This window comes from Pyrococcus horikoshii OT3 (assembly GCF_000011105.1).
Lineage (GTDB): Archaea > Methanobacteriota_B > Thermococci > Thermococcales > Thermococcaceae > Pyrococcus > Pyrococcus horikoshii.
This window is the reverse complement of the sequence record NC_000961.1, coordinates 1419965-1439133: the sequence shown is the minus strand read 5'-3', so window position 1 is coordinate 1439133 and position 19169 is coordinate 1419965. Positions and strand designations below refer to the sequence as shown.

General features: G+C 40.7%; 19 protein-coding genes. 9 read left to right on the top strand and 10 right to left on the bottom strand.

Features of this window, described 5'->3' with window-relative positions; translation table 11 throughout:
• Positions 1 to 29: 29 nt before the first annotated feature.
• A complete protein-coding gene (locus PH_RS07665) occupies positions 30 to 461 on the bottom strand; it encodes an OsmC family protein (protein ID WP_010885695.1) in 432 nt (143 codons plus the stop codon).
• A 122-nt stretch (positions 462 to 583) separates the two neighbouring features.
• Between PH_RS07665 and PH_RS07660 the strand changes: the two genes are divergently transcribed.
• Both PH_RS07660 and PH_RS09720 read left to right on the top strand, forming a co-directional pair.
• Positions 584 to 865 carry a lipoate protein ligase C-terminal domain-containing protein gene (locus PH_RS07660; protein WP_010885694.1) on the top strand — a complete coding sequence of 94 codons (282 nt, stop codon included), beginning with the start codon at positions 584 to 586 and terminating at the stop codon, positions 863 to 865.
• Positions 862 to 1419: a stage II sporulation protein M gene (locus tag PH_RS09720; RefSeq protein WP_010885693.1), complete on the top strand. Its 558-nt coding sequence runs from the start codon at positions 862 to 864 to the stop codon at positions 1417 to 1419. Before PH_RS07660 ends, PH_RS09720 begins: the two co-directional genes overlap by 4 nt.
• On the opposite strand, the gene PH_RS07655 is transcribed toward PH_RS09720, so the two are convergent.
• The gene (locus PH_RS07655) at positions 1330 to 2442 is read right to left on the bottom strand and encodes a DUF354 domain-containing protein (RefSeq protein ID WP_010885692.1); all 1113 of its coding nucleotides are present in this window, start codon (positions 2440 to 2442) and stop codon (positions 1330 to 1332) included. The two genes, PH_RS09720 and PH_RS07655, sit on opposite strands and share 90 nt — an antisense overlap.
• A 246-nt stretch (positions 2443 to 2688) precedes the next feature.
• On the opposite strand from PH_RS07655, the gene PH_RS07650 reads away from it, so the two are divergent.
• Both PH_RS07650 and wecB read left to right on the top strand, forming a co-directional pair.
• Entirely contained in the window at positions 2689 to 3945 is a 1257-nt protein-coding gene (locus PH_RS07650; RefSeq protein WP_010885691.1) for a UDP-N-acetyl-D-mannosamine dehydrogenase, read from the top strand.
• Positions 3942 to 5078: a non-hydrolyzing UDP-N-acetylglucosamine 2-epimerase gene (wecB, locus tag PH_RS07645; RefSeq protein ID WP_048053442.1), complete on the top strand. Its 1137-nt coding sequence runs from the start codon at positions 3942 to 3944 to the stop codon at positions 5076 to 5078. The genes PH_RS07650 and wecB overlap by 4 nt, the downstream gene beginning before the upstream one ends.
• Here wecB and PH_RS07640 read toward each other — a convergent pair.
• Positions 5073 to 5765: a metallophosphoesterase family protein gene (locus PH_RS07640; RefSeq protein WP_048053441.1), complete on the bottom strand. Its 693-nt coding sequence runs from the start codon at positions 5763 to 5765 to the stop codon at positions 5073 to 5075. The two genes, wecB and PH_RS07640, sit on opposite strands and share 6 nt — an antisense overlap.
• A 116-nt stretch (positions 5766 to 5881) precedes the next feature.
• Positions 5882 to 7144 carry a radical SAM protein gene (locus PH_RS07635; protein ID WP_010885688.1) on the bottom strand — a complete coding sequence of 421 codons (1263 nt, stop codon included), beginning with the start codon at positions 7142 to 7144 and terminating at the stop codon, positions 5882 to 5884.
• 61 nt (positions 7145 to 7205) lie between these two features.
• Here PH_RS07635 and glyS point away from each other — a divergent pair, with 61 nt between their 5' ends.
• Complete coding sequence (gene glyS, locus PH_RS07630; RefSeq protein WP_010885687.1) at positions 7206 to 8918, top strand: glycine--tRNA ligase; 1713 nt, start codon at positions 7206 to 7208, stop codon at positions 8916 to 8918.
• A gap of 6 nt (positions 8919 to 8924) precedes the next feature.
• Positions 8925 to 9425 carry a DUF402 domain-containing protein gene (locus PH_RS07625; protein WP_010885686.1) on the top strand — a complete coding sequence of 167 codons (501 nt, stop codon included), beginning with the start codon at positions 8925 to 8927 and terminating at the stop codon, positions 9423 to 9425.
• Here the strand turns inward: PH_RS07625 and PH_RS07620 are convergent.
• Positions 9417 to 9803 carry a DUF356 domain-containing protein gene (locus PH_RS07620; RefSeq protein WP_010885685.1) on the bottom strand — a complete coding sequence of 129 codons (387 nt, stop codon included), beginning with the start codon at positions 9801 to 9803 and terminating at the stop codon, positions 9417 to 9419. The two genes, PH_RS07625 and PH_RS07620, sit on opposite strands and share 9 nt — an antisense overlap.
• A gap of 172 nt (positions 9804 to 9975) precedes the next feature.
• Here PH_RS07620 and PH_RS07615 point away from each other — a divergent pair, with 172 nt between their 5' ends.
• Positions 9976 to 10953 carry a hypothetical protein gene (locus PH_RS07615; protein ID WP_010885684.1) on the top strand — a complete coding sequence of 326 codons (978 nt, stop codon included), beginning with the start codon at positions 9976 to 9978 and terminating at the stop codon, positions 10951 to 10953.
• Here PH_RS07615 and PH_RS07610 read toward each other — a convergent pair.
• On the bottom strand, positions 10925 to 11476 hold the full coding sequence (locus tag PH_RS07610) for a DUF998 domain-containing protein (protein WP_010885683.1): 552 nt from the start codon (positions 11474 to 11476) through the stop codon (positions 10925 to 10927). The genes PH_RS07615 and PH_RS07610 overlap by 29 nt on opposite strands.
• Before the next feature lie 103 nt (positions 11477 to 11579).
• On the opposite strand from PH_RS07610, the gene PH_RS07605 reads away from it, so the two are divergent.
• On the top strand, positions 11580 to 12056 hold the full coding sequence (locus PH_RS07605) for a pyruvoyl-dependent arginine decarboxylase (protein WP_010885682.1): 477 nt from the start codon (positions 11580 to 11582) through the stop codon (positions 12054 to 12056).
• Here PH_RS07605 and PH_RS07600 read toward each other — a convergent pair.
• From PH_RS07600 to PH_RS07585, 4 genes are all read right to left on the bottom strand, one after another.
• Entirely contained in the window at positions 12037 to 12822 is a 786-nt protein-coding gene (locus tag PH_RS07600; RefSeq protein ID WP_048053440.1) for a 7-cyano-7-deazaguanine synthase, read from the bottom strand. The two genes, PH_RS07605 and PH_RS07600, sit on opposite strands and share 20 nt — an antisense overlap.
• Before the next feature lie 146 nt (positions 12823 to 12968).
• Positions 12969 to 13718 carry an MBL fold metallo-hydrolase gene (locus PH_RS07595; protein ID WP_010885680.1) on the bottom strand — a complete coding sequence of 250 codons (750 nt, stop codon included), beginning with the start codon at positions 13716 to 13718 and terminating at the stop codon, positions 12969 to 12971.
• 25 nt (positions 13719 to 13743) lie between these two features.
• Positions 13744 to 15087 (bottom strand): DUF2079 domain-containing protein, encoded by a 1344-nt coding sequence (locus PH_RS07590; protein WP_010885679.1) that lies wholly within the window; start codon positions 15085 to 15087, stop codon positions 13744 to 13746.
• A gap of 43 nt (positions 15088 to 15130) precedes the next feature.
• Positions 15131 to 16282, bottom strand: a complete 1152-nt coding sequence (locus PH_RS07585) for an inositol-3-phosphate synthase (protein WP_048053439.1) — start codon at positions 16280 to 16282, stop codon at positions 15131 to 15133.
• 266 nt (positions 16283 to 16548) lie between these two features.
• On the opposite strand from PH_RS07585, the gene PH_RS07580 reads away from it, so the two are divergent.
• Entirely contained in the window at positions 16549 to 19164 is a 2616-nt protein-coding gene (locus PH_RS07580) for an RtcB family protein (RefSeq protein WP_010885677.1), read from the top strand.
• Positions 19165 to 19169 lie beyond the last annotated feature (5 nt).

The following is a 19169-nucleotide window of genomic DNA, read 5'->3' as shown; positions in this document are numbered from 1 at the left end:
AAGAAAATGGAAAGGGTATAAAAGGTTGTCTAAGCTTTTTTGACGGTTATTTCAGTGGGAGTTTCATTGATCAGGTTGTCGCTAACTGGGCATCTCTCTTCAACTCTCTTTATCCATTCTTTTAAGGTCTCATCATCAACCCTTGCGTCAACCCTTATGGTGACCTCTATTGACTTAAATCCTGCTCTATCCCCATCAAACCCTTTAAACTTTGCCGGATTAAACGTTCCATTGACTTCAATTTCAAGAGAATTTATTTCGAATCCCATTTCTTTAGCAACCATATGACCTACTATGTTTATGCATCCCGCTAAGGCTGCAAGCGTATAGTCTAAGGGGCTGGGGTATTCTCCTCCAAGCTTGTCGATATAAATCTCGAAGTTTCCAGCTTTTATTAGAGTCTTTGTGGAAGAGACGGCTTTTCCAATGACTCTAATTTCCATATCTTTGAACTGGGGCATCTTGCATTCCCCAGTTGAGTCTTCTCGGTTTTACCTAAAACAATTTCTAAAACCAAATGTTTCCATATCTAGGTGGAGAAATATTTTTTAGATAGTCAAACTCTCTATTTTTGGGAGGGTTTATGAGACTAGTCGGAGAGCATAAGGCGAAGAAGGGTCTTATTAGGGTAGAGATTGAAGAGGAGAATGGTATTGCCAAGGATGTAAAAATTTCAGGTGACTTCTTTATTTACCCTGAGGATATTGTAAATGACCTTGAGAAAGCTCTAAGGGGTGGTGAAATCTCTAAACTTGAAGAAAAAGTAGAGGAATTTTTCTCGGGTAGGGATGACGTTGAGATGCCCTACCTTTCTGTTGAGGATTTCAAGATGGCAATCAGAAAAGCTCTGGTGAAACAGAAATGAGCAGAAATCTAAAGCTGTTCATAATTCTGCTTGGGGTCTTTATTTTCGGAACCCTTATCGGATGGATAGTGGGACTTCTAGATCCAAATCTTGCTGAACATGCTTACATGGTTCTCAGGAAATTGTTAGGAGGTAATAAACTACCGGAAGGATTTGAACTGTTCATCTTAATCTTCCTTAATAATGTGAGGGTTGCCACTATCATAGCCTTTGGTGGGATAATCCTGGGGATCGTACCCTTTTTAGTCTTACTATTCAACGGTATTGTAGTTGGAATCGTGATCTCATATACAGCATCAAGAGGAGTTCCTGGTTCTAAGATCCTCCTCTCAATAATTCCTCATGGAATAGTAGAAATACCCGCCTTTATTATAGCTGGAATTGGAGGTATTAACTGGTTTCTGGAGGTAGTAAAGGGAGAAGGAGAGCTTGAGAATAGGTTTAAGCGAGGGTTCAAAATAATGTTAAGGTTTTTGATACTGGCCATATCCCTTCTCTTTATAGCTGCTCTTATAGAAGCTTTCATAACTCCTAAATTGGCCGGGATAAGTTAAGTTTTCAACTTCCTCAATTATAGCTTCCACAGGATTTTCCATAGAACTCATAACTGTTCTTATGTTCCTCCTATAAACTGAATTCTTTCTAACTATCTCCCAAACCTTCATTCCAACTTCTATTGGATTTGTTGAGTGGTAAAGAACTCCTAGATCTATTAACCATTTTGTCACGGCCAGTAGTTTTCCAGGATATGTAGAGATCGCAGGTGTTCCTAGTGCAAGGGCTTCTCTGTTCATAGTTCCCCCTGCACCGACCATGAGCTTAGCGTAGAATAGAAGTGTTAATGTATCTACAGCTTTCTCGGGAATTATAATGTTGTCAAATTTCTCAAATATTTCCCTCTGTTCATCAGTCCTTGGAAACAGGATTATTGGAAGATCTGGAAGTAGTGGAATGATATCCTCAAGAATGCTCCTTTCTCTGTCTCCATTAAAGTATGTTGCTTTAATCGGTTCGGGCCTCATCACTATGTACGAGTATTTCTTAACCCCAAGTTCTTTGAGAACGGTATCCTCCGGCTTAAAACCATAAATGTTAGCTATTTCGGCGATTCCATTTACAGGCCTCAAAGAGTTAGGATCCGCCCCACACCTAAGCAATTCATATGCATCTATTGGCTTTGGATATAGTAACCTATTTGTAAATGGAAACATAAGCTTGTTTTGAGGAACTGCAGTTTCATTATCCACGAATCCAATTGAAGGTATTTTCAATCCAAATGCTATCCTTGGAGCTTCTGGATTATTCTTATAAATGGCTAAATCCGGTTTCTCCTCTATTATAAGTTTTGAAAGTTTATACACCCTTTCAGCACTTGCAAGTAACTTTCCTTCCAGTGTAGCTCCCCCATGCTTTCCTATGGATATATAGTCTATCCCCAACATATCTAATATTTGAGTTAACCCATCAAATTCTCGAGTTGTAACTAGTACTTCAAATCCCCTCTTCTCCAATTCCCTGATTATACCTTTGAAAAAGTGAGCGTGGGGGGAATTCATGATGTCTATCCAGACTTTCATTGTTATCTACCACAATTAAACTGTAATTTATCAAGTTATAAGGATTCTCACTTGGTCGCTTTCTTTGTTAATTTATATAAATTTCTCATCCTTTCAGATGCATTTTATGGCTATCTCCTTTTAATTTCAGGGTAAATAAGGAATTAGCAAGCATATTACAAGGATTAAGCTGAAAATCTTCCAGTTTATGGATAGGACAAGAAATCCTTAAAATTAAGCGTTAGTCTAATCTTGCCAGGTGGGAGAATGAGGATAGCAGTTTTAGGGTTGGGTTATATTGGCCTTCCAACCGCGATAATGTTTGCATCATCTGGATATGATGTCGTTGGCTATGACATAAGATCTGAGGTTATCAAAAAGATAAACTCTGGAGTTGCCCACATAATAGAGCCCGAAATAGATAGGAGGTTAAAGGAGGTATTATCACTTGGAAAGCTTAAGGTTACTGATAGGGTGGAAGACCTAAAGGGTTCTAATGTGTTCATAATCTGTGTTCAGACTCCACTTTCAGGAGATGACCCCGACTTAAGCTACTTGGAAAGAGCTATTAGAACCGTTGCGGAGGTTATGGATAGGGGAGCTCTAGTTATCATTGAAAGTACTATACCTCCAGGCACGACAGAGAAAATGGCCAGGCTTTTGGAAAACTTAACAGGATTAAGGGAAGGGGTTGACTTTTATGTTGCTCATGCCCCTGAGAGGGTGATGCCGGGTCGGATATTTAAGGAACTCGTTTATAACTCAAGGATCATCGGTGGGGTTAGTGAAAAAGCAGCGAACTTGGCCGAGAAGCTTTATAGATCATTCGTTAAGGGTAGGATATTCTTGACGAATGCAACGACCGCTGAAATGGTTAAGCTAATGGAAAATACGTTTAGGGATGTTAACATTGCATTGGCAAACGAATTTGCCCTGCTTGCTCATCAGTATGGAGTTAATGTCTATGAAGCTATAGAGCTAGCAAACACGCATCCAAGGGTTAAGATCCACACCCCGGGAATAGGAGTTGGAGGTCATTGTCTTCCAAAGGATCCTTATCTATTATTGTCTAACGCCAAAGAAGATTTTGGTTTGATAAGAATCGCGAGAAGAATAAATGAGAGAATGCCAGCATTTGCTGCTGGTTTACTTTTTGAAGCATTAGAGAAGGCGAATATAAAGCCTTCCGAGGCTATCATTGCTGTTCTTGGTCTCGCATATAAGGGAGGGACCGATGATACTAGGAATTCTCCAGCTCTTAAGTTTGTAGAGATAATTCGCAACTCCGTAAAGGAGGTTAGAACTTACGATCCATACGTTAGGGGAACTCATGATTCCCTGGAGAAAGTTGTTGAAGGAGCTGACGCAATTGTTATAGCAACGGATCATCCTGAGTTTAAGAGTGTAAATTGGGAAAGCATTGGAAAGTCGATGAGGCATAAAATAATAATTGATGGGAGGAACATTATTAAAGAGCCTCCAGTTGGCTTTATATTTAGGGGTATTGGGAGGGGGGACGTTTGAGGCCAATAGTAATATTTGGAACTAGGCCTGAAATAATAAAGCTCTCTCCAGTTATAAGGGCCTTCCTGGAGAAGGGTATTTCTCCAATTCTAGTCCACTCGGGTCAGCATTACGATTATGAGATGAGTAATATCTTCCTAGAAGAGCTGGAACTTCCAGAAATAGATTATCATTTGGAAGTTGGATCTGGAACTCAAGCTGAGCAGACTGGAATAGGAATGATAAAAATAGAGAAAGTTTTAATTGAAGAAAAACCTGATGTGAGCATAGTTCAAGGAGATACAAATACCGCTCTAGCTGGAGCTTTAGCCAGCGTGAAACTATTAATTCCGGTTGCTCACGTTGAGGCCGGATTGAGAAGCTTTGATAGAACGATGCCCGAGGAGATAAATAGGATTTTAACGGATCACAGTAGTGAAGTTTTGTTCGCCCCTACCTTGGAGGCCAAGGCTAATTTGGAAAGGGAAGGAATAAGGGAAAATGTATTCGTGGTTGGAAATACTATAGTTGATGCCGTCCTCCAGAACTCCAAGATCGCGGAGAAGAAGAGTAAAATTTTGACGAAGCTTGGGTTAAGCCCGAAGGAGTACATTCTAGTCACGGCCCATAGAAAGGAAAATGTTGACGACAAGGATAAGCTAAGGAAGCTTGTTGAGATATTGACCTCCCTCCCCATGCAAGTCGTTTATCCAGTTCATCCTAGAACTGAGAGTAGGCTAAGAGAATTTGGACTCTGGGATGCTTTAAAATCAGCACCAAATGTTATGCTGTTAAAACCCCTTGGTTATCTGGACTTTTTAAAGCTTGAAAAAAATGCTTTTATAATAATGACGGATTCGGGAGGAATCCAGGAAGAAGCGATAATCCTAAACGTTCCCTGCTTAACCCTCCGCTACAATACTGAAAGGCCGGAAACTCTTAAAGCTGGGGGTAACATTTTAGTTGGCCTTGAGAAGGATATAGCCTTGAGATACGTTAGGAAACTAATCGAAGATGAAGAGTTCTATAAGAGAATGTCCTCAGCTAAGAATCCTTTTGGGGATGGAAAATCAGGGGAAAGAATAGTTAACATTCTCATAACCCTATGGGAGAGCGGCAAGCTAAAAGTTAGGGCTTCGAACTTCCTATCATAATCCCTCGAAGAGTCTGTATGCCAAGAATTCTGGGAGTCCGGCCTTTAAGATTTTTTCTGCAGCGGTTTCAACGTCATATTCCACTCGGAAAAACTCAACTTTCCCATCCTCGTATAAGATAGCGTAGCTGGCCCTCCAATCTCCATCCCTAGGCTGTCCAACTGATCCTGGGTTTATGACCCTTCTTTTCCCGATAATTTTTAGCATTGGAACGTGAGTGTGCCCAACTATTAGATCATCCTCCCTAATATACCTTAGACAGTCGGCGAACTCCGAATCTGGGAGCCAGGGAAATAAATACTCATCTAAAGGGGCCCTGGGAGAACCATGGATAATGTGATAGCTTCTTTCTCCGTACTTAAAAAATAACCTTACTGGGAGGTTCCTTAAAAATTCTAAGTTTTCACTCTTCATCGTTCTCTGATGCCACCTAACTGCGTATCTAGCATAGGGATTGAAACCCCAGTCAGTTCCAAAGGCAACTGCATTGTCATGATTTCCCCTTATGCACAAGATTTCTCGCCTTTTCATTTCCTTTCTTATTAGTTCAACAACTGCATCAGGGCTTGCTCCATAGCCTACCAGATCTCCCAGGCATACTATCTTGTCTATGTCTTTTATTTCCTTCCAAACGGCTTTTAATGCCTCATAATTTGAATGAATATCCGAGATTAAAGCAATTGGCATAGATATCACCAAAATCAGCCCTGGCTGTATTCCTCATCGCCTAAGCTCGGGCCGTAGGGAAAGCTCATCACGAGCCCGCCAGAATTACTAAAATTTTGGAATTTAAAAGGCTAACGCTAACCATGAGGAGTGCCAATGTATATTCCATGTCTCGTCCTTACGATCCTAACTTTGATCTTATCTCCTACCTTGGCATTAGAATTTATCACCTGTATTAACCTGTTCCTGGCCTTAGCTATCATCTCACCCTCAATTCTCCCAGGAAGTACAACTTCAGCTTTCACGACTTCCCCCCTCTTGAAGGCTAGTGGTATAAACGGCCTTGGGTGCATTCCAAAGTGATGGGGCTTTAGAACCAAGGGTTTCATCCCCGTCTTCTCCTCTAGCTTCCTTAACCACTCGTAAAATTCCTTAAATGATATCGGTTTAGCTATAACTGGATTTCTTCCAAATTTGTAGGGGACATAATTCTGAAAGCCCAGTGCAGGCCATCTTTTCCCAGCTCCAATCTTCCTTGCGAACTCTATAAATGCTTCGGCTTCGTCATCGTTAATTCCGAAGATTATTACTGGAGCTATCAGAACGTCTATGCCTGCATTTACCAAAGCTTCGGCCATTTCTAATACATGACTCAGGTCGTAATCTTTAATTCCCATGAGCATCTTGGCTTTCTTCGGATCTAAAGAGTGAATTGACAAGTTTACCCTATCGAGCCCCGCTTCAGCAAGCTCTTCCACTAGTTTATCATCCAGGAGAACTCCATTGCTCTGCATGGAGATCACGGATACGTGGGGGTGATCTCTTAGTGCTTGAACTAGTTCCACTATAAAAGGATACATCAGGGGTTCTCCCTGGGCATCCAAGTGAGCTTCTAATCCCTTCCCTTTCTCCTTCGCAACCAAGTTAAACCACTTCATGAGATAATCAATATCAACGACAAAGTCAAGCTTCCTCGTTCTGGAGTATGGACCCTCATCAACTGAGCAGAATATGCAACTCATGTTACATCCAGTTGATCCTCTTACCTGGATCAGGTTGGTACCCCTGTCTATTAAACCAAAGGCGTTGTAGCCTAGAAGTGGTACTTCCATACCCTCATGTATGTAGATAACCCTCCTCTTTGTGTACTTATTTCTGAGTAATCCTCCTAAATTGCTTTGAATATAAAATGCAACGAACCTTTCAATATCCTCATTATCGGTTGTTATTAGTAGATATCCATCTTCGACCCTTACACTTGGAGAAACTCTAAACTTCCTCTTTATTGCAAGTTCAATATCCCTCTTCTTGAAGTCGGCAATCAGCGTTCTTCTCCACACTAACCTGATCATATCTCCATGATCCTCAAAGTGGGAGTTAGGTAACCTTAACTTGATCATCTCGCCCAGATGTAGAGACAAAGCTTTTTAGGTCTTAACCTTCTTCAGTAAGGGGTTTGACATGAATGGGAAGTTCGATAAGTATGAATATCTTCAGGATCTAATGAGGAGGCGAGGATTTGCATGGGGAAGTTTTGAGATATATGGAGGATCTAGGGGTTTCTATGATTATGGGCCTCTTGGAGCTACAATAAAAAGGAAAATTGAGAGAAAGATACGGGAAGCTTTTATAAGAGAGGGGTTTTTCGAAATTGAAACTCCCGACATAACACCGGAGCAAGTCTTCATTGCTAGCGGTCATGTGGAGAAATTCGTTGATCCCGTAGTTGAGTGTAAGAAGTGCGGAATGAGGTTTAGAGCGGATCATTTAATAGAGGAATTCCTGGGAATTGATGTTGAAGGTAAGTCCGCTGAGGAGATGAGTAGGATAATTAGGGAACATGGTTTGAAGTGCCCCGAATGTGGGGGGGAGCTAAGCGATGTCTTTTACTTTAACTTAATGTTCGAGACTTACATCGGCCCTTACAAGGATAAGAAGGCTTATCTAAGGCCTGAAACGGCCCAGGGAATATTCGTAAACTTCAAGCGCTTGAATGCCTTTGCAAGAAATAAACTTCCTTTCGGAGTTTTCCAGATAGGGAAGGCTTATAGAAACGAGATATCTCCCCGGCAGGGAATGATAAGGCTTAGAGAATTCACCCAGGCTGAAGCTGAGATATTCTTCAATCCTAACGAAACCGAGCATCCTCACTTTAATGAAGTTAAGCACGAAAAGCTTAAACTATACCCAATAGAAAACCAGCTTAAGGAGTTAGGGGAAGTTGAGGTAACAGCTGAAGAAGCAGTGAAGAGAGGCTACGTTATGAATTCGTTCTTTGCATATTATATGGTCATGATAAAGAAGATTTTACTCGATATAGGCATTCCAGAGGATAAGATACGATTCAGGCAACAATTACCCGAGGAGAGAGCTCACTACTCGGCAGATACGTGGGATGCCGAGGTGTACAGCGAGCGCTTCGGTTGGGTAGAATGTGTAGGATTAGCTTATAGAACTGATTACGATCTGAGTAGGCACATGAAAATGAGCGGGGCCGATTTGACGGTAATGATCCATTATGACAAACCGAAGGTCGTTAAGAGAATTCAAGTTTCCTTGAACATGAAGAAGGTTGGACCAAAGCTCAAGGCGGATGCAAAGAAAATAAATGAAATTATAAAGTCAATGGATCAAAAAGAGCTAGAAAAGCTTGTAAAGGATCTTAATGAGAAAGGAAAGGTCACGATTGAAGGTTATGAACTTTCTAAGGAAGATTTTATAGTTAAAGAAGTTGAAGAAAAGATTACTGGTGAGAAGATAGTTCCTCACGTTTTAGAGCCTAGCTTTGGAATTGACAGGCCCTTCTATTTACTCCTAGAGAACTCGCTAACAGTTGATGAAGATGGGAGGATCTACTTGAAAATAAAGAAGGATATGGCCCCAATTGAGGTTGCAGTCCTTCCATTGGTAGCTAAGGAACCCTTAACAACAATAGCCTATGAAATCTATAGAACGCTTCAGAAGGAGGGATTCATAGTAGTTTACGATGAAAAGGACAGCATAGGAAAGAGGTACATGCGCTACGATGAAATTGGAACACCTTACTGTGTAACCGTCGATAATCAAACGCCAGAGGATGGAACTGTAACCATAAGGGATAGAGATACCAGGGAGCAGATAAGGGTAAAGATAGAGGAACTTCCCAGGAAGCTTAAAGAACTAATATTTGGATGATTTAAAATGGTTGGGAGGATCACCTTAATCTATAAACGGATACCAAATCGCATCCTAAGGAGAGAGGATGAGGTAATAGCAGATTTAGGGGATTTAATAGTTGCAAGGTCAGAGTTCAGCGGCATGCTTGCACCTTTGAAGGTTAATGGGGTTGAGGTAATAAATAACGGCTATAAAATGGTTTATTTCGCTTTTATAGGAAAGGATTTTGATGTGTTGAAAATATACGACAGGAAAGGAACCTTCAAGGGTCTGTACATTGACGTCTTGGACTACACGAGGAGGAGCGGGAACACGATAGAGATGCTGGATCTCTTTCTTGACATATTTATATTTCCGAGTGGGGAGTACTTCCTTCTGGACGAGGATGAACTGGAGATGGCCTTAAACTATGGTTTAATCTCAAGAGAAAAGTTTCTAAAGGCATATAGAACAGCTGAGAGGATTATTAGTGAGATAGAAGGGGGAAAGTTCCCTCCTAAAGTTGTTTGGGAGTACTCACTCTAGCCCGTCTTCAGATGTCCTTTTCGTTTCCTTTGGTGGATGAAATCCCTTTAACTCTTTAAATGTTCCCCATAGCCTAAGGAGTTCCTTGTGGACGGGACTTCCGACTGGAATTACAATTATGTGGGCTGGAGGGTGAATGTCTCTTATCCTTCCTATTGCCTTCGATGCAGGTAGATCAACTTGGGCAACTACATGGGCTTTAACTCTTTTCCTGGGCTTTTCCCCTACTATCTGCTCAAATGCCCAGTCAGATAAAGCTGGAGGTATTATTCTGGGAGTTCCCCTTATTTTCATTCCTCCATACCTAACAAGGTCAGCTAGCGCTGTTAATGCCTTCTTAAAGTTATCCGTTCTAATCAGCACTATCGTGTTTAGCATTTTAATCCCTCCCTAAAAATATGTGCTCATTTTTAAAAGCTCTCTAAAGGGAAATATTTAAGGATGTATTATTAATTCAAATTGGAAAGATATAACAAAGGTGATTAAAATGGTAACTTTTTTCTTTATGGTGGAATGGAATACAAAATTTGTCCACTATGGTGAATGAAAAATGAAAAGAACAATGGTTCCCTTTTTGCTTGTATTATTTTTAGCCTCAGTAGTTAAAGCAGAGGAGTTTAGAGTTGGCCCAATAGAAGTCATTCCAGGGAAAGAAGATGCCTTCGTCATTGCTGAAGTGTGGCTTTATGATTATGAAGGAATGTGTCCAGGAAACTACCAGATAACGTGTCCTGAACTTTTGTATCCAATCTCAGGCCAGTTAGATATATACTATTTTGACGGGAAGAATTTGTTTTATGTTGGGAAGTCCGAGTACGTTAGGAATATTCCCGTGGCTTTCGTTCCTAAGAATATGTTAGGGCTTTACAATGATTCATGGATAGTGGTTGTGAACGACTCAAAGGTATTCTGGTTCAATAAGAGGTGGAAGTGCATAAAAACTCTGGGCTATCTGAATGCAAGTACAGTAAGAATTGTTGTTTCTCCTCCATACATATATTTAATCAACATAACTAGTGAAGAGCCCATAGAGATATATAAGGTTAACAAAACTGGAATGTTTAGGGTAAATGAGCCTTTACATTCTCCAATTAACTGGACACTCTCTGTGAGGGTAGAAGTAAAGGGAGAGTTCCTCGAAGTTACGGATGGTGTTAAAACGTTTAGGATACCTGTGGATAAGATCGCCAAGTATTACAAGGTTAGAGAGGACATTTATCATCTAAAAGCTGCAATAATCGGTAAAAATAAGGTTCTGCTTTATTATCCCTATAATCATCACTTTGATGAAAACAAGACCCAGATTAAGGAGTTCTCTGAAATTCCAATACTTTACTATGATGGGTGGCGCCTCAAAGCCTTAATTCCCTACAATCCGAAGTTCACTTGGGGAGTTAATGTTGATTATTCAAAGATGGACAGGGTGTTTGATTATCCAGGGTGCTCTGAAGGCAATCTTAACACAATTTTTCTTATCCTGGGAATGATCAGTGTTATAATTATCCTCTTACTGCTACGAAGAATGTGAACAACATTATCAAGACTATCTCGTAAGTTTCCTCTAATGCTACAGAGGGCCAAGGAATGAAAAGTCCTAGAAGGGCGAGAATGAATATTATAATGGAAGTTAAGCGTATAGCTGTTTTACTCCCTACTCCATAGATTAACATTCCAAGGAAGAACTGTATAAAGAAATACGTTGAGACGAAAACATGAGGTCTTGTTCCTGCGTGGAAAATTCCTATGAGAGCAAGAAACAATGAAGATATACTTATATATGCTCCTCCAACGGTCTGGATCTTATTTTTTGCGGCTATTATTAGGTATATAGAGAAGGCTAGGACAAATGGAGATGTCACTATCAACCCGTAATTATATATCCACGGATGGGAAGCTTTTGCTGGATCACCTAGATCGCTGAGAGCGTTTTTGAAGAATGAGAACCATGGATTATTAGAAATACTCCAATAGACAAAGAACCAATAGGCAAGTCCACCAACAGTTCCTGACCATTTAAGGTACTTCATACCCATTGCCTTGTTAAACTTCATTAAATCTTTATCCCTGCTCAGATTTAATATCCAATATTTACGAAAATTTTAAAAGATAATTGTTTTGTCATCCGTTTAGCGAGAAGTTATAGGAGGGATAAGAGTGACCTGGATAACGCCTAAAAAGGCCATAATGCTGGCCGCTGCTGCTGAAGGTGGAACAAAGCTTAATGCTTTTGATAATGCCCTATTAAAGATGGGAATTGGAAACGTAAATCTCGTGAAGCTTAGCAGCGTTATCCCAGCTCATATAGAATGGTTAGATGAATTGCCAAAGAATATCCCGATTGGAATGTTACTTCCAACTGTTTATGCGCATATAGAGAGTGATGAGCCAGGATCAACAATAAGCGCTGCTTTGGGCGTCGGAATTAGTGAGGGTAACGAGGGGGGATTGATATACGAATATGCAGGTTATTGTAAAAGGGAGGAAGCTGAGGACATGGTTAGGAAGATGGTTGAAGAGGGATTTAAAGTTAGAGGTTGGAAGCTTAAGGAGTTTAAAGTTGTATCAGCTGAGATAACTGTTAAAGAGAAGCCAGCTGCAGCGGTTGCGGCTGTTATAATGTTTCCTTATTAATTACTTTCTTCACTTCCTTAAGAGTTTCATTATCACAGTTCCAACACATTATCTCAAAGCTTGGAACCCTAACGCTTATTCTAACTTTTCTCTCCCTCGCTATTTTGCTCACTTTATAGTTAACCCTGAACGCTAGATCCATTAGTTCTTCTGTTATTCTGGTGTCTTCATCTATATACTGTAACGGGCACCCTTCTCTCCACTGTTTCCTCCTTCCATGCTCATACATCCTATAAGGCTTTATTCCCGCTTCATTGGTAAGCATTTCAATTTCCCTAGCCTTGTACTTTATTAGTGGCCTGAATATTGGGATTCCTATCTTAGGGATCTCGCATATCCTAATGTCTCCAGGGCATTGATCAAGGAGCGTTCCAATGATCTTATCATTTGCATTATCACCTTTTGCAATGAGTTCAAATCCATTGTTAACTGCAAACCATTTTGCATTCCACAGCATCACTTTCTTACAGTGAATGCATATTGGACCTTTTCTTCCTATCGCTTCTCTTTTTAGTCCTTCTGTTATATCTATCAAATAATGCGTAACTCCTAGCTTTTTTGTAAATTTCATTCCCCACCTTAATACTTCAGGCCAGCTCCATTTATGGAAGAATGTTAAGGCGGAAACGTTATACCCAGCTTCTTTAAGTAGATATAATGCTAAGCTGGAATCTTTTCCCCCAGAAAACATTAAAATTATCCTCTTGTTTATTATCTTAGTTTCTTCTCCAAACCTTTTAAGTTCCCTTATGACGTTATTAAGCATGAAAAAAGAACCGCCGGCGGGGTTAAAAAGTTTGGGGGCCATGTAAACTGTCGGCCCCCTGGGGGTCCCGACGTCATCGCAACCCAAATACTCGTCGGGCATTATTATCTTTTGAATGGACCTTTATCTCTTTTTCGCCTTAATGATTATACATAGAAAACCATTCCATCATAGGCCACAAGAACTTTCCCTCCCCACATTTTTCTCGTATAGTTGACGAGTTTCAGAAATGGTAAATTTTTATGGGAGATGTGGCTTAGAACTATTCTTTCAGCGATATCAATGGACATCTCAACGGCTTCATTAACGTTGTTATGGTAAGGATCTACAAATCCTGGGGGATACGTTGCATCAACAATCGCAACCCTAAGTGGGGATATATCTTCCAGGTACTCTCTCGTCTCGGGAGGTAAACCCTTGGTGTCATATAATATTGCAACCCTTTTTCCATCCTCTTCAATGATGTATCCAAGGGTCTCGATTTGATGATTTAATTTTACGCTTGTTACCTTTATATCTCCGATCCTTATTTTCTCTCCAGCTTTAATTATCTTTGGTCTCAAATTCTTGGGATCTTGGAGTATTAAAGCATCTGCATGCCCCTCTGGAGCGTAAAGGTTTGTTTCCCTTGCTATCCACCTGAGCTTATAGAGACCATAAATGTGATCGTGATGCCAATGGGTAAGGAAGATAGCGTCGAGGGGAACATTTAGGAATTCCCTAATATCCGTTCCAACATCAAAGAGAATTACTTCCCCATTTTCTCCAATTACAGCGAGGGTTGAAGGTCTTCTCTGAGCGAATCTGAATTTTCTAGCCTCATTACAAGTGTTACAGTCACAGAGGTGGACAGGTATTCCTTCACTTCCCCCAGTTCCTATAAAATATATGATCATGGATATTCACAGGACTCTTTCCTTTTTAATCCTTTCTAAGCATTATAATCACACCATCCTTTTCAAATATCTTCTTATACCTTGTTAGCTCTACCTTGAAGTCTCTAAGTCTCTTTAAGGCTCTCCTTCCGTAGTATGTGTTGAGATTTACCAGTATGACCCTAGGGTTTACGTTTTTAGGATATATGTAAACGTCGGATCTTATAGCTAGGGGAGGATAAAACTCTGGTTGGGTGTATATAGGACCCTTTAACCCTTTAACAATTTCTATAGCCTCCCAGGAGGCTTCTTTTCCTGGAACTGGGGTTATAACCGTGAGATAAATTAGGGGATTTGGTTTTTCTGGAGGGAGTTTTGCTATTGGTAAAGTTGCGAGTGAAGCTAAGATTCCAATGATTACTAGTTTTTTAACAATTCTCCATTTGAGTTGTCTCGCTACCTCCAAAGATGCAACAAAAGATAGAGGAACGAGCATGTATGGATAGTGAAAGCCGAACATTGTTTGGGTTTCTCTAGAGGCTAGTAAGCATTCGAGCCAAGGTGGTATTAAAGAAAGCATGCCAATGAAGTCCAACATTGGAAGTAAAGCGAAAGTTAAGTTAAAGAGCAGGAAATATAGGAGTTTCCTTCTATCTATGCTGAACTTCGTATACAAGCTACTGTATATATATTTGCCTCCAAATTTTGGTATTATCACCTTAATCGTTAATATTCCGTAAACTAGTGCAAGAAACGCAAAGAAAATTATCTTCTTGTTCTTCTTTAATATCTCAACGGAGAACCCCTCTTTAAGTATTTTCCATGCTATAATGCTGATTACCCCAAGAAAAGCATCCTCCTTTGTCAGCAATATTAGGGTTGAAATTATGTAAAACAGGGGACTTCCCCTCTTAAGGAACTTATATGCTAGTAGAAAGAGGGGGACAGCTAGAGATACTGGGTGAAACTCAAAAATATTTATGCCTATTAATGAGGAGTTGCAGGCGTAGAGTATAGTTAGTGCAACTCCCTTCTTCTCTCCAAGTTCCTCCGTAGCTAACCGATATGCTAAGTATACTGAAGTGCCCAAAGCAATCGTTTGGGACACTACTAGAGCATAGGTCGTTTTCTTTATTAGGAACAATAGAGGGAAAAGAAGAAAGAGGATTGGTTGGAAATGAACGCCAAAGTGAGTTTGAACATTATAAAGTTGAAATTCTACAGTGTTATAGAAGAGTTTACCTCCGCTTAGTGAGTGAAGTGATTGGGCAAATATTCCGAGATCTAAACTCCTGTACCTTAATCCATTATAAATCTTATAAGTTAAATATAGCATAATACAAGTGTATATTGCTGAAATAATTATACCGGATATCTTTATTTTCTTCACATTTTAGTAATAGCGATTTCGATTTAAAAATATAATGGAAAGGTCAAAGGTACCTTGGAGGTAACCCTACCCACTCCCTTAGTTTCTCATACGCTATTATCCTCGGAATATTCCTTGCATCCTTTGGCCCTGGGTTCTTCATATAGAATGCATTGACGGGGTATACGGTTCCAAATTCTTTCCTATCAATGGCGATCTTTCCTAACCTTGCCAAATCAACGAGCAATCCAGCTAAAGCTGGGCTATCGTTAATTCTTCCTGTAACTACTAGCTCATCTCTAGCTCCGTTGAAGCTTATGTATTCAATGTGCATTGCTATAAACTTCTTGTCTCCCAGGGGTTCCAAATAACCGGTGGGCTTTATGTAATGTGGAGCGTCATAACCTAGTATGTCTTCAACAATACTTGACTTCGTAGACTCTTTGCTCTTATTTCTATCCTTGTCGGTTAGTGCTAGGAAGTCGTTATTACCTCCAATGTTGAATTGTGCTATGTCCAAAACGTGCCTATTTCTTTGCGCTAGGTGACCCAGAATATCGGCCGTTAAAGGTGTAGCTCCTGTAGCTCCATCATCGCCAAAGATTACTAAGTTGCTTTCCTTTGCAAGCTCTACAAACGCTGGATCGTTTGCTATTGAAGTGGGTATTGCATTTACAAATGCTGCCCCTCCAACTTCCTTTGCATATTGGGCTGCAGCGTAAGCGTAAACCTGGGTCGCCGTTAATCTATCCCTATTATCCTCTTTTATAGCCTTCTCAAGATTCTCAAGCTTTTCAAATGGAACGAATGATTCAGTAGTTGGGACGTTTAATATCACCTCTACTTTAGCATCTTTCCATTCGCTGACTAGTTGTTCAACGGCTTCCTTCAGCGGCATCTCATCCTCGAGTCCACTAGCTTCTATTGGTAGGTTCCTTAAGCTCCTTAGGTGAATTCCCTTCTTTACGTAGATCTCCTGTAAACTTTCTGGAATGTGCCCTTCCCAGTATCTCTTGACAACCTCCGACAGAGGTAGCCCTATCTTACTCTTGTCAACATCATATGAGGTTACTATCTGAATATCCTCTATTTTTATTGGTAATTCATTGGCTAGTGGAACTCCATAGTAGTTTAATTCTCCGAGTTTTATCCTTTCGAGACCTATGGCAAAAATACTGGCTACGTACCCCTGGCCAATAATGCCTACCCTCACCATTTTCTCCACCTCCCTAGGACTTAGAAAGCCCTCTAAGTCCTGACAAGCTTGGGTACAAGAGACAAAGTAAGCCGATTTATTTATAAGACTGAAATGGTTATAAGTTTTTCGCAGGATATTTGACATAAATCTTGTTAATTCATGGATATATAATTGTAAAACTGTCAATTACTTGGTAAAGTAAAAATTTTGTGTAAATTTTTTCGATCAATCTGGGAGCTTAACCTTTAAAAGTTGCACATTAAAGTCTACAGTTGGGGATAGAAATGGTGGTTCCCCTAAAGAGGATAGATAAGATTCGGTGGGAGATTCCAAAGTTTGATAAGAGAATGAGAGTCCCAGGAAGGGTGTATGCTGATGAAGTACTTCTTGAAAAAATGAAAAACGATAGAACCCTTGAGCAAGCTACTAACGTTGCAATGCTTCCGGGGATATATAAGTATTCCATCGTAATGCCTGACGGTCATCAGGGTTATGGATTTCCAATAGGCGGTGTAGCGGCCTTTGATGTCAAAGAGGGAGTTATCAGCCCAGGAGGAATTGGTTACGACATTAACTGTCTTGCTCCAGGTACTAGAGTCTTAACAGAGCATGGTTACTGGTTAAAAATCGAAGAGATGCCTGAGAAGTTCAAACTTCAGAGATTGAGGGTTTATAATATTGAGGAAGGACATAACGACTTTTCAAAGGTAGTTTTTGTAGCTGAGAGGGAGGTTGGGAGTGAGGAGAAAGCTATTAGAATAGTTACCGAAAGCGGGAAAGTTATAGAGGGAAGCGAGGATCATCCCGTTTTAACCCCAGAGGGTTATGTTTATCTCAGAAATGTTAAAGAGGGAGACTATATTCTGGTGTATCCCTTTGAGGGTGTTCCATACGAGGAAAAGAAAGGTGTTATTCTAGATGAAAGTGCTTTTGAAGGTGAGGATCCTCAGGTTGTGAAGTTTCTTAGAGAGAGGAATCTTATTCCGCTTCAGTGGAAAGATCCAAAGGTTGGAATCCTTGCAAGGATCCTCGGGTTTGCTTTGGCCAATGGATACATTAGTGAAAATGATAACTTAACATTCCATGGTAAGGAAGAAGTACTTAGAGAGGTTAGGAAGGATCTCGAAGAGTTAGGTATTGAGGCTATAGTAGCTGAGGAGGATAAACTGAAAGTTACGTCGAGAGAATTTGCTTTCCTACTTGAGAAACTTGGGATGGCTCATGATAGTATCCCAGAATGGATAATTGAAGGTCCTCTCTGGATCAAAAGGAACTTTTTAGCTGGACTTTTTGGTGCGAATGGAAGCATAGTCGAATTTAAAGGTGATGTCCCGCTTCCAATAACCTTGACGCACTCTAGGGAATTATTAAATGATGTATCAAGGATCCTTGAGGGCTTCAAAGTAAGGGCAAAAATAAAGATGGGGAAAAATGGAAGCTATCAACTGGTCATTGAGGATGAGGACAGCATAAGGAACTTCCTGGGTAGAATTAACTATGAGTACGATCCTGAGAAAAAGGCCAGGGGACTTATCGCTTACGCTTACCTTAAGTTCAAGGAGCTCATGAAAGGGAATCTCATGACATTTGAAGAATTTGCAAGGGATAGAGGATACGAAGGTGGATTCGTTGCAGAAAAGGTCATTGAGGTTAAAAGCGTTAAACCTGAATACGATAAGTTCTACGACATCGGTGTTTACCATAGTGCCCATAATTTCATAGCCAACGGTATCGTCGTTCATAATTGTGGTGTGAGGTTAATAAGAACTAACCTCACCGAGAAGGAAGTAAGGCCCAGGATAAAGCAACTCGTTGATACACTCTTCAAGAATGTTCCATCCGGTGTGGGTAGTCAGGGAAGGATAAAACTCCATTGGACTCAAATTGATGACGTCCTTGTAGATGGAGCAAAATGGGCCGTTGATAACGGCTATGGATGGGAGAGAGACCTAGAGAGGCTTGAAGAAGGGGGAAGGATGGAAGGTGCTGATCCAGAGGCCGTAAGCCAAAGAGCGAAGCAGAGAGGTGCTCCTCAACTTGGTTCTCTAGGTTCCGGAAATCACTTCCTTGAGGTTCAAGTAGTTGATAAGATATTTGATCCTGAAGTGGCTAAAGCTTACGGGCTCTTCGAAGGTCAAGTTGTCGTCATGGTTCACACGGGATCTAGAGGGCTTGGACATCAAGTTGCAAGTGATTACCTTAGGATAATGGAGAGGGCCATAAGAAAGTATAGGATACCTTGGCCAGATAGGGAGTTGGTAAGCGTTCCCTTCCAGAGTGAAGAGGGGCAGAGGTACTTCAGTGCTATGAAAGCAGCTGCTAACTTTGCTTGGGCAAATAGGCAGATGATAACGCATTGGGTCAGGGAAAGCTTCCAAGAAGTGTTTAAACAGGATCCCGAGGGAGACTTGGGCATGGATATAGTTTACGATGTTGCTCACAATATTGGTAAGGTTGAAGAACACGAAGTGGATGGGAAGAGGGTTAAAGTTATAGTCCACAGGAAAGGTGCTACGAGGGCATTTCCACCGGGGCATGAAGCGGTTCCAAGGCTTTATAGAGATGTTGGGCAACCGGTTCTTATCCCAGGAAGCATGGGCACTGCAAGTTATATACTAGCGGGAACAGAAGGGGCCATGAAAGAAACTTTTGGAAGCACTTGTCATGGAGCTGGAAGAGTATTGAGCAGGAAAGCGGCAACGAGACAGTATAGGGGAGATAGGATTAGACAGGAACTTCTTAACAGGGGAATCTATGTTAGAGCGGCTTCAATGAGGGTTGTTGCTGAGGAAGCTCCAGGGGCTTATAAGAATGTTGATAATGTAGTTAAGGTAGTCAGTGAAGCTGGAATAGCTAAGCTAGTTGCTAGAATGAGGCCTATAGGTGTAGCGAAGGGTTGAGATAT